The organism is Cupriavidus sp. 01L45, assembly GCF_056399885.1.
The window spans coordinates 1-10,417 of sequence record NZ_JBFTSG010000108.1 but is presented as its reverse complement, the minus strand read 5'-3'; the positions used below and the strand labels follow the sequence as shown (position 1 = coordinate 10,417).

11 protein-coding genes are annotated in these 10,417 nt (G+C 63.9%); 9 read left to right on the top strand and 2 right to left on the bottom strand.

What is annotated here, in order from left to right:
• Positions 1-363, bottom strand: a 363-nt coding sequence (locus AC1DT6_RS39555) for a plasmid pRiA4b ORF-3 family protein (protein WP_477115536.1), incomplete at its 3' end; no start/stop codon positions are given.
• A 1,483-nt stretch (positions 364-1,846) separates the two neighbouring features.
• On the bottom strand, positions 1,847-2,461 hold the full coding sequence (locus AC1DT6_RS39550; protein WP_035864517.1) for a TetR/AcrR family transcriptional regulator: 615 nt from the start codon (positions 2,459-2,461) through the stop codon (positions 1,847-1,849).
• 179 nt (positions 2,462-2,640) lie between these two features.
• On the opposite strand from AC1DT6_RS39550, the gene AC1DT6_RS39545 reads away from it, so the two are divergent.
• From AC1DT6_RS39545 to AC1DT6_RS39505, 9 genes are all read left to right on the top strand, one after another.
• On the top strand, positions 2,641-3,987 hold the full coding sequence (locus AC1DT6_RS39545) for an NAD(P)/FAD-dependent oxidoreductase (RefSeq protein WP_477104578.1): 1,347 nt from the start codon (positions 2,641-2,643) through the stop codon (positions 3,985-3,987).
• Positions 3,984-4,865, top strand: a complete 882-nt coding sequence (locus AC1DT6_RS39540; protein ID WP_477104579.1) for a DUF1365 domain-containing protein — start codon at positions 3,984-3,986, stop codon at positions 4,863-4,865. The genes AC1DT6_RS39545 and AC1DT6_RS39540 overlap by 4 nt, the downstream gene beginning before the upstream one ends.
• Complete coding sequence (locus AC1DT6_RS39535) at positions 4,862-6,076, top strand: class I SAM-dependent methyltransferase (RefSeq protein ID WP_477104580.1); 1,215 nt, start codon at positions 4,862-4,864, stop codon at positions 6,074-6,076. The genes AC1DT6_RS39540 and AC1DT6_RS39535 overlap by 4 nt, the downstream gene beginning before the upstream one ends.
• A 28-nt stretch (positions 6,077-6,104) precedes the next feature.
• Positions 6,105-6,608, top strand: coding sequence for a chalcone isomerase family protein (locus AC1DT6_RS39530; protein WP_477104581.1), 504 nt, complete (start codon positions 6,105-6,107; stop codon positions 6,606-6,608).
• Positions 6,605-7,888, top strand: a complete 1,284-nt coding sequence (locus AC1DT6_RS39525) for an MFS transporter (RefSeq protein WP_477104582.1) — start codon at positions 6,605-6,607, stop codon at positions 7,886-7,888. The genes AC1DT6_RS39530 and AC1DT6_RS39525 overlap by 4 nt, the downstream gene beginning before the upstream one ends.
• Positions 7,885-8,451, top strand: coding sequence for a DUF3833 domain-containing protein (locus tag AC1DT6_RS39520; RefSeq protein WP_477115535.1), 567 nt, complete (start codon positions 7,885-7,887; stop codon positions 8,449-8,451). The genes AC1DT6_RS39525 and AC1DT6_RS39520 overlap by 4 nt, the downstream gene beginning before the upstream one ends.
• Positions 8,452-8,521: 70 nt before the next feature.
• On the top strand, positions 8,522-9,307 hold the full coding sequence (locus AC1DT6_RS39515; protein WP_477104584.1) for an SDR family NAD(P)-dependent oxidoreductase: 786 nt from the start codon (positions 8,522-8,524) through the stop codon (positions 9,305-9,307).
• Positions 9,304-9,759, top strand: a complete 456-nt coding sequence (locus AC1DT6_RS39510; protein WP_477104585.1) for a nuclear transport factor 2 family protein — start codon at positions 9,304-9,306, stop codon at positions 9,757-9,759. The genes AC1DT6_RS39515 and AC1DT6_RS39510 overlap by 4 nt, the downstream gene beginning before the upstream one ends.
• 296 nt (positions 9,760-10,055) lie before the next feature.
• Positions 10,056-10,417, top strand: a 362-nt coding sequence (locus AC1DT6_RS39505; RefSeq protein ID WP_477115534.1) for a helix-turn-helix domain-containing protein, incomplete at its 3' end; no start/stop codon positions are given.

Sequence of the window (10,417 nt, the reverse complement as noted above, 5' to 3'; positions counted from 1 at the left end):
GCCAGGATGTTGCCGCAGCCTACGCCGCTCCACCCGTATCTCGTGGCGCCACCACGCGTTGAAGTCATACACATAGACGAAGCCTTCGTGTTCGCGGAGACGAAACGCAGTCAGTGGCAGTTCGTTTGCCGCGGTGGAGAACTGCAAGACGCCCTCATGAGCTTCGCCGTGACGCCTGCCACGAATGCTGAACGTGTGCAGATGCTCGTTGGCCCAACCCATGACTACCTGGATGACATTGTGCAATTGTCCGAGCGTCAAGTGCTCAGGAACGAGGACGCGTCGCCAAACCGGCGGGCACAGGCCGCTCAGAGCAATTCGAAGTTGAAGGACGGAGATCACCGGCCCAGGAACGGAAGCCATGCGCGCATTTTAGGTGCCTCATTGGCCTCTCAGCAGTGGCACGGTCGTCTGCCCCCGCTTTGGCGCGGTCTCCTTGAAGGACGGAGTTTGCCGGCCCAGGATCGGGAGCCATGCGCGCATTGAAGGTGCCTCATTAGCCTCTCGGCAGAGAACATCGACGTTGCCCCCGATTTGGCGCGGTCTCCTAACATCCGACGCTCGTCCACCGCTCCGATGGCCTGCCGGAGCCGTAGCCCAACGTCAACATGGGTTCTGCAGACGGATACGTCTCAACTGTTGCCACAAGCCGCGACTTTTGGCGGGTCTCACGCGCGCGCGTGCGAGGGCTGCAGGCTGGATAGCAAGCAAAGCATGGCACCTACCACATAGCAGCGGCTTTCCGATGGCATATGCTGCGACGCAACACTTTTGTTAACCCTGATATGAGGAATCTTTAAGTCTCTGTACATTGGCTGAGCAGTACCGCTATTTACCCGCGTTTCCACCCGGCGACGCGGGTTTTTTTCGACCAACGGATTAAAGATCGGAGATCGCGAGAAATCAGGAGTAACAGAGAGGCACTAAACGTAATCGAATCAAATACTTACAAGACAAACATAGTTCTCTGTTTTTTGTTTTCTCCGGGTAGGTGTCCCGTCAGTGTCCCATCTCGCCACCCGCATCCCAATCGCGATAGCGGTGCTTGTCCGCAGGTCAACGCCGCGGCGGTCATCAACATGACGCGCGTGCGCATCATGCAGCACAAAAAGACAATGCATGATACTGTCACATTTTTCTGGGGGTCAAAAAAAGACGCCATTTTTGGCGCCTCGGCAAAGACAATGCTGCATTGCGGAAATTGTAACGAGGGACCGTTGCCATCAGAAAAACTAGGGTTTATACTAACCCTTGTCTCCTCCTTGTCTCCTCGACATGGATTCAACCCGCCTCCTTTGGCGGGTTTTTTTCGTCCGAGCGCTTTGGAGTGCGGCGTGTGGCACCTCCAAGAAAATCGCCGCCATAAAAGCAAAACCCCCCAGTACCTTTGTACTGTGGTACTGACGCTCCAGGCTACTCGGTGCCCCGATAACCAACTGGATTGCGTAGTGAGAGCGCGGGCATCGCTGATAGCGGCTAGCGATGGGCATGACCAAAAGTGCCGGAGCCTGCTGTTCGCAGCTCAAGCGCTTGCGCCACATGCCAAACTTGCCGATTGCCAACCTTGCTGACGTCAAAACGCACTCAGGTTTCCTCCCCTGTTACGCCCCAAGGGTCAGCATCTCTCGCCAGACGGGGTCCGCTGTACCACCGGCTTCATCAGTACGGGCTTTTCCGCAGTCTGCTATTGCTTCTGCCAAGCGGGCAATTTCTGCTCTCTAGGGCATGTATCGCCGAGCCTCATCCAGGCGCCTGTCCCGGACGCGTCACGGGGTGAGTCCAGTCCACCATCTTCCCCGTATAAGTAGGCATCAGGCCATAGGTCTACGGCCCGTTCCGTGGCCGCCTACAAGTGACTGCGCATTCCCTCGAAGCACACCTTCAGCATGTGTTCGACGATCTCGTCGGTGCCGAGCTTGCTGTAGAGCTGTAGATATTCCACCGCCGGGTCGCAGGTGCGGGCGTAGTAGCTGAACAGGATCACGTCGTCGGGCAGCGACGGGTCCAACTCTCCGGCCTTCTTGGCCTCGCCGACGAGCTTTTCCAGTTGCCGGTTGAGCTTGAGCACCCGCGTCACGTAGCGCAGGTTGCGGGTCAGCATCTCGCGCACGTGGGGGCTGGTGGACGGCAGGAACGGCAGCCCGCCGGTCAGGCGGACCCGCAGAGCCCATTCCAGCAATGCGCGCAGCCGCGCAAGCCCGGTCATGTCCACCGGCAATTGTTCAAGGTACTCGAGCGCACCGTCGATCAGCCGGATCAAGGCCTCACCGACCAGATCCTCCTTCGATTTGAAATGCTTGTAGAGGCTGGGCTTGGAGATGCCGACCTCCAGCGCCACGTCGTCCATGGTCATCAGGTCGAAGCCCTTGATCCCCAAGATACGCGTCGCCGCATCAAGAATGGCGTTCTCGCGAAGCTTGAAGGCCTGGTCCTTAAAACTGAGCCTGCCGAAAATACTCATTAGTAATTATCGCTACTATGTAGTAATCTTTTTTCCAATGCGGTACGAATCCATCATAGCACCCATCCAGGCACAGCGATGTCGAATTCAGAAGAACCCCGGCAGAGCCGGTCCAAAAACCCCGCCAGGCACAGGGTTGCCGGCGCCGTTGCCTGTTTCCTTTGTGGCGAGGATCAGGCATGAGTGGCGCACCCGGTTCCTATCCGCGTGGCCAGCGCATCGCGGTGGTCGGCGCTGGCATCTCGGGCCTGGCGAGCGCATATCTGCTGTCGCGCCGGCACAACATTACGCTGTTGGAGGCCGGCAATTACCTCGGCGGCCACACCAATACCGTCGACGTGGAACTGGAGAGATCGTGCCATCCGGTCGATACCGGCTTCCTGGTTTTCAACGACCGGACCTATCCCAACCTGATCGCGCTGTTCGCGGAACTGGGCGTCACTGCCCACCCAAGCGATATGTCGTTCTCGGTGTCGCTGGACCGGGGCCGACTGGAGTGGGCGGGCAGCAATCTCAACACGGTGTTCGCGCAGCGCCGCAACCTGGTTTCCCCGAGTTTCCTGTCCATGTTACGGGATATCGCGCGCTTCAATGGCGCGGCCGAGCGTAACCTGGTCATGGCCACGCAGAGCGGCTGCTCAGTCGGCGAACTCCTGAGCGGTGGCGGCTATGGCCATCCTTTCCGCCAGAACTACCTGCTGCCGATGGCCGCCGCAATCTGGTCCAGTGCCACTGCGGATATCCTGCGCTTTCCGGCGGCGACCTTCCTGCGCTTCTGCCTGAACCATGCCCTGTTGCAAGTCAACAACCGGCCGCAGTGGAAAACGGTGCTTGGCGGCGGGCGCGAGTATGTACGCCAGATTGCGGCGCAACTCGGCAAGCGCGGGGCCAGCATCCGTTTGTCGACGGCAGTGCAGAGCATCCGGCGACACGACGCGGGCGTGGACCTGCTGACCGATAACGGCCCCGAGCACTTCGATGCCGTGGTGCTGGCAACCCACGCCCCGACCACGCTGCGTATGCTGGTCGATGCCGATCCTACTGAGCGTTCCGTGCTTGGCGCGGTGCAGTACCAGCCTAACGTGGCGATCCTCCATACCGATCCCGCCCTGTTGCCGCGCCGGCGCCAAGTTTGGTCGGCCTGGAATTACCTCGGCCGCTCGGTTGGCACCAACGGCCGCGATTCGAGCCCGGACGACTGCGCTGCCGACCCTGCCCGTCCGGTCTGCGTCAGCTACCTGTGTAACCAGCTCCAGCCGCTGCCCTTCAAGACTCCGGTAGTCGTGACGCTCAATCCGATCGCGCCGCCGGCACCGGGCACTGAACTGGGCCGCTACCAATACCAGCATCCCGTCTTTGACCTGGCCGCGGTGGCGGCGCAAGCCAGGGTACCGGCGTTACAGGGCCGGCGCCGCACCTGGTTTGCCGGTGCCTGGACGGGCTATGGCTTTCATGAGGACGGCCTCAAGTCCGCCCTGCGCGTGGCGGCCGATTTCGACGCATTGCCTGATTGGGCACGAATATGAGCGCCGCTTCCGACAAGCCTGCTGCCTGGCTGATGGTCGGGCGCGTGATGCACGAACGCCTGCGCCCGGTGCGCAACCGTTTTGTGTATCCGGTGTTTTTCCTTCGCTGCAATCTCGACCGTCTTCCTGCCTTGCGCCACTGGTGGTTCGGCATCGACTGCTGGGCGCCGCTCGCCCTCTACACGCGGGATTATGGCCCGCGCGATGGCAGCGGACTCTCGTCGTGGATGCGCCAGTTGCTGACGCAGGCCGGCCTGCCCGTCGACGGTGAGATCTGGTTGCAGACCTTCCCCCGGGTTTTCGGCTACGCCTTCAATCCGGTCAGTTTCTGGTACTGCCATGACTGCGCCGGTGACTTGCGCGCGGTGCTGGCGGAAGTTAACAACACCTTCGGCGCCAGCCACCGGTATCTGCTGTCGGCACCAGACCAAGGCGTGATCGGTGTCAGCACCGTGCTGACCTGCCGCAAGGCCCTGCATGTTTCGCCCTTCTGCCAAGTCGAAGGCGGCTACACGTTCCGATTTCGCGATACCGAGGGCACCGCATTTGCCGGCATCGACTATTACGACGCGGGGGGCCTGCTGATCCGCACCGCGATTGGCGGGCGGCGCTTGCCGTTTTCGCGTCCCAATGTGCTGGGCGCACTGGCGCGGCAGCCATGGCTCACGATATCGGTGATGGCACGTATCCACTCGCAGGCCCTGCGCCTGTGGCTGAAGAAGGTGCCTTTCCATGGCAAGAACCCCGCGCCATCGGCTACGCCGGCAGATGCCGTTTTTGCCGGTGCGGCTGGCGCCTCCCGCCCCGCCGGTCCACCCGGTCCGGCAAACCGCAACCCCTCCACCAACCTGCCGCAGTCCGAGGATAACCAGCCATGACGCCTTCCCGCGCGCTTACCTTGCCGCCCGACGGTGCCCCTGCGTCAGCCCGTCTCTTTCTGACATTGCTCGAACGTATTTGCGTCGGCCACCTCCTGCTGGTCACGCCTGCGGGCGAGCAGCGCCTGTTTGGCGACCCCCACGGCGGTCCCGGGGCGCGCCTGGAGCTGCATGACTGGCGCGCCTGCGGTGAGATCCTGCGCGCCGGTGATATCGGTTTCGCCGAGGCCTACCGGGCGGGCTGGGTCGACAGCCCGGACCTGACCGCGCTGCTGCGCCTGGCCATCCGCAACGAGCCAGCGCTACCGCAGACCGTGGTCGGCAGCTGGCTGGCGCGGCTGTGGTACGGCCTGCGCCACGTGTTGCGCCCCAACAGCCGCCAGGGCAGCCGGCGCAATATCCATGCACACTATGACCTCGGCAATGCCTTCTACCAGCGCTGGCTAGACCCGAGCTGGACCTATTCCGCCGCGCTGTTTCAGGGCGAGAAGAATCGCTCGCTTGAAACCGCGCAGTACGCGAAGTATCAGCACATTGTCAACACCCTCGCCCTCAAGCCCGGCATGCGCGTGCTGGAAGTCGGCTGTGGCTGGGGCGGCTTTGCCCTGCACGCGGCCCGCCAGGGTATTCAGGTGCACGGTATCACCATTTCCGTGGCCCAGCTTGAGGTCGCCCGGCGGCGCGTGGTCGAGGCGGGGCTGGAAGGGCTCGCCAGGCTGGAACTGCGCGACTATCGCGACCTCGACGGCGAGTACGACGCCATCGTCTCGATCGAGATGTTCGAGGCAGTGGGCGAGCGTTACTGGCCCTGCTACTTCGGCATGCTGCGCCAGCGCCTGCGGCCCGGGGCACGCGCGCTGGTGCAATCGATCACGATCGCGGAGCAGCGCTTCGAAGCCTATCGTGCCAGCAGCGACTTTATCCGAGAGTATGTGTTTCCCGGCGGCATGCTGCCAAGCCCCCGGCGCTTTCTGCGCGCTGCCTTGCAGGCGGGGATGGACGGCCGCGCCGCACTGGCCTTCGGCCCCGATTACGCGCAGACGCTGCGCCACTGGCGTGCCGCCTTCGAGCAGGCGCTGGACGATATCGCCGCGCAGGGCTTCGACAATACCTTCGTTCGTACCTGGCGGCTCTATCTGTGCTACTGCGAAGCGGGATTCGACGAAGGCCGTACCGACGTCATGCAGTTTGTCTTGCAAAGGGCGGGGTGAGATGCGCCGCGCCGCTGTCGCCCTCATCATGACCATTCTCTGCGCGCCTGCCCTAGCCGCGGCCGGCTGGCGTGCCGACGTACAGCCCGCCCGCCTGTCGGGCGAAGGCGAGTTCCGCGTGTTTGGCTTCCGATTCTATACCGCCCAGCTCTGGAGCGTGCGTCTGCCGCTCGCGCCGCAGGCTCCCTTCGCGCTGCAACTGACCTACGACCGCGGCATCAAGCGCGAGCGCCTGGTCGAAACAAGCCTGGACGAGATGAAGCGCATCGGCAGCGCCGGCGGCACCGCACCCGGCCCGCAACAGCTCGAAAGCTGGCGGGCGCACATGGCGCTTGCCTTTGTCGACGTGCGGCCCGGCGATACGCTTACCGGAGTGTTCGTGCCCGGCAAAGGCGTGCGCTTCTACGCCGGTGAGCAACTGACCGCGGAAATCGATGACCCGGACTTCGCCAAGGCCTTCTTCTCGATCTGGCTCGATCCCGCCACCCGTGCGCCAGCATTGCGCCAGCGTCTGCTCGGGCTGACGCGATGAACACCCCGGGCGCCGCGTCCGCCGCCACGGTTCCCGCCATGGCGGCCTATGGCCTGCTCGGGATGCCGCTAGCCATGGCGGCACTGCCAGTCTATATACAGGTGCCGGCCTACTACGCCAGCGAACTGGGACTGGCCTTGTCTGCCACCGGCACGGTACTGTTCGCAGCCCGCTTGGTCGATACCGTGCAGGATCCCTTCCTCGGTCGCTGGATCGCCCGGCTTATGCAACGCGGCAAGCTGACGCCAGCATTATGGCTGGCGTGCCTGATGCTGGCCGCCACCTTTGCCGCGCTGTGGCTGCCGCCGGTGCGGGGCGCCGCGCTGGCGGCCTGGCTGGCCCTCACCCTTGTACTGGTCTACAGCGCGCACAGCGTGGTCAGTATCGCCTACCTGGCCTGGGGCGCGCGCCTTTCCCGCGACCCCGCCGCCCTGACCCGCGCGGCTGCCTGGCGCGAAGGAGCGGGCCTGGCGGGCGTGATGCTGGCCAGCGTGCTGCCTGCCTGGCTGCTGGGTGCCTCTGGCTGGCCCGCGGAGCCGGCCATGGCCAGCTACGCTCTGCTGTTTGCCGCCTTGCTGCTGGCGGCGCTGTGGCTATTGCTGCGGCGCGCGCCAGCCTGGCGCCACCATGACGCAGGGGTGGCGGGCTGGCGCGCCACATTGGCCAACCGCGGCTTCCGGCATTTGCTGCTGCCCTATTTCCTCAACGCCGTCTCGGTATCGATACCGGCTACGCTGGCCCTGTTTTTCATCCAGGACCGGCTCGGTGCGCCGCAGTTGTCCGGGGCATTCCTGGCCACGTATTTCGCCGCAGGCGCCGCAGGCCTGCCACTCTGGACCCGGCTGTCGGCCCGGCTCGGGCCTGCACGCGCCTGGCGCCTCGGCATGGTACTGGCGGTAGCCGCCTTCGTTTGGGCGGCGGGGCTCGGCGCGGGCGATACCGGCGCCTATCTGGCGGTCTGCGTGGTGGCTGGCCTGGCACTCGGTGCCGATCTTGCCTTGCCGCCTGTGCTGCTGGCCGGCCTGATTCCCGCCGGGGAGCAGCCCGCCAGCTACTACGGCATCTGGAGCCTGCTGGGCAAGCTGGCGCTCGCGCTATCCGGCCTGGCTCTGCCCTTGCTGGCGTGGTGCGGTTATCAGCCTGGCGCCGGTGGTAGTCCGGCGGGCAGCCATGCGTTGGCGCTGGTCTACGGCGGCCTGCCCTGCGTATTCAAGCTCGCCGCCATGCTGTGCCTGCGCACACGTGCGACATCCCAATCCCCAAAGGAGAAGCCAATATGACCCGCGTCGGCCTTCCCCGCCTGGTGCACCGCCCCTATCGGTATCGGCGCTGGCTGCTGTGTTCCGCCTTCTCGCTGGCGGCCTGCACCGGCCCGGATATTTCCCGGTACGCGCAGCAGCAGCCAATGCTTGATGTGCCCGCCTTCTTTACTGGCAAAACCGAGGCGTGGGGCATGTTCCAGAAACGCGGGGGCGAGGTCGTCAAGCGCTTTACGGTGGCTATCGAAGGCCGCCGGCAGGGCAACGACTTCGTGCTCGACGAGCATTTCAACTACAGCGACGGCACCGCCGAGCAGCGCACCTGGACGCTGGCGCGGCAGCTCGACGGCACTTGGCGCGGGCGTGCCGGCGATGTAGTGGGCGAGGCGATCGGACAGAGCGCCGGCAACGCCCTGAACTGGCGTTACACGTTGAGGCTGCCGGTGGGCAACACCACCTATGACGTGCAGTTCGACGACTGGATGTACCTGGTCGACGCGCACACCATGATCAACCGCGCCAGCGTCTCGAAGTTCGGCTTCGAGGTGGGGCAGGTCACGGTGTTTTTCAGGCGACCGCGGTAACGGCCGCAGCTGGCTGCCGCCGGTCCGATCCGATCCGCTGTTGCTATTGGTTCAATCAGAAGAGGCAAGCATGGCCTGGATGGCACTCAATCCGCGCTGGACCGAATGGAACGGGAAACGGGTATGGCTGGTCGGCGCTTCGAGCGGCATTGGCGCGGCGCTGGCGCGCGCCCTGCTTGCACGCGGCGCCTGGGTGGCGCTGTCCGCGCGGCGCGCCGAAGCCTTGAGAGTGGTGGCGCAAGACGACGCAAAGGCGCTCCTGTTACCAATGGACGCCACCGACCCCGGCGCCTGGGGCCCGGCGCACGCCAGCCTGCGCGAGGCGTGGGACGGCGTCGACCTGGTGGTGTTCTGTGCCGCCGACTACCGCCCACTGCGCCCCTGGGAACTGGAGGCCGAAAGCGTGCGCCACACCATCGAGACGAATCTGAACAGTGTCTATTACGGATTGCAGTCCACGCTCGCCGATATGCTGGCACGCGGCAGCGGCAGCCTGGTGCTGGTGGCCAGCGTGGCCGGTTATATGGGACTGCCCAATGCCACAGTTTACGGCCCGACCAAAGCCGCGCTGATCAACTTGGCGGAGCTGCTCTATGCGGAACTGCATCCACATGGGCTGGGCGTCTACCTGGTCAACCCCGGCTTCGTCAAGACCCGGCTGACGGCGCATAATGCCTTTCCCATGCCCGCTCTGCTCACGCCTGAGGTCGCCGCCGAGGCTATCCTGCGAGGCCTGGCGCGAGGCCGTTTTGAGATCGATTTTCCGCGCCGCTTTACCCGCCTGCTCAAGCTGGCGAGCCTGCTACCGTACCGGTTGCGCTTTGCAGCGCTGCAAAAAGTAATGGATGCGTCGTGACCCATCTGACCCCACCGGCTCCACCAATCCCGCTGGACGCGTTGCTGCACTGGTACGAAACCCTCTCGCCGTCTTCGCTGGGCGACATCGCGCGCTTCTACTCCGAGGATGCCCGTTTCAAGGATCCCTTCAACGACGTGCGCGGGCGAGAGGCTATCCGCCGGATCTTCGCTCATATGTTCGTTGCCGCGGACAACCCGCGCTTCGTGATCGCCGAGAAGATCGGGCAAGCCGGCGCGACCCAGGCCTTTGTGGTGTGGAACTTTCACTTTGTACTGAAGGGGAAGCCGCATCAGGTCCATGGCAGTACACACTTGCGCTTTGATGAGAGCGGCTGCGTCACTTTTCATCGGGATTACTGGGATGCCGCGGAAGAACTCTGGCAGCAATTGCCGGTGCTTGGTCCCATCGTAGCCTGGCTGCGCCGCCGCTTCGCCACGCCGCTCCGCTAGCCCACGGGTTTCCTGTGCTGGATCGCCGCAAGACCGAGTGCCTCTGCTCCAGCAGGGATTAGCACCGTTTAGCCTGCGCCGAGCCGCCCGAACTCGAACAAACACTCGCGCGCGGTGCCCCAAACCTACGGAACTGCGCGGCAAGCTCGACCAAATGGGACGTTTGCTAACGCCGTGTCATGGAATGGCTTCCCGGCTGCAGTAAGGCCGCCCCTAATTGAGACTTGTATAAATCATGACAACCGATTCGAGTCTCACGCGTTATCTGATCAAGGCGTTGATCGGGAGTCGATTGCATGACTGGGAAGATGGACGAAGCGACCAGAAAGCGGGTTCGCGCTGGACGGATGCTGTTAGCGAACAAGCCGGTCGCGGAGGTTGCGGCTGCGGTGGGCGTGGCACGGCAGACGGTGTACACRTGGAAGGCGCGACTGGACGAAGGCGGCWTCGAYGCGCTGCGCACCATGGCCCGTGGACGGCCGTCGTTGCTCGACGATGCCCAGCGCGAGCAGTTGTGTCGTGCYTTGCTGCAGCGCCCCACCGAGCATGGCTTTGGCACCGAACTGTGGACGCTCAAACGGGTGCGTCTACTCATCGAGCAACGCTTCGGGGTGTCATACAACGAGGCCCATGTCTGGCGMATTCTGGATTCGCTCGG

Coding starts and splice junctions, on each gene's coding strand:
- AC1DT6_RS39545 (WP_477104578.1), top strand. CDS start 2,641: ATGAGTGGCGCACCCGGTTCCTATCCGCGTGGCCAGCGCATCGCGGTG.
- AC1DT6_RS39520 (WP_477115535.1), top strand. CDS start 7,885: ATGACCCGCGTCGGCCTTCCCCGCCTGGTGCACCGCCCCTATCGGTAT.
- AC1DT6_RS39530 (WP_477104581.1), top strand. CDS start 6,105: ATGACCATTCTCTGCGCGCCTGCCCTAGCCGCGGCCGGCTGGCGTGCC.
- AC1DT6_RS39515 (WP_477104584.1), top strand. CDS start 8,522: ATGGCCTGGATGGCACTCAATCCGCGCTGGACCGAATGGAACGGGAAA.
- AC1DT6_RS39550 (WP_035864517.1), bottom strand. CDS start 2,461: ATGAGTATTTTCGGCAGGCTCAGTTTTAAGGACCAGGCCTTCAAGCTT.
- AC1DT6_RS39525 (WP_477104582.1), top strand. CDS start 6,605: ATGAACACCCCGGGCGCCGCGTCCGCCGCCACGGTTCCCGCCATGGCG.
- AC1DT6_RS39540 (WP_477104579.1), top strand. CDS start 3,984: ATGAGCGCCGCTTCCGACAAGCCTGCTGCCTGGCTGATGGTCGGGCGC.
- AC1DT6_RS39535 (WP_477104580.1), top strand. CDS start 4,862: ATGACGCCTTCCCGCGCGCTTACCTTGCCGCCCGACGGTGCCCCTGCG.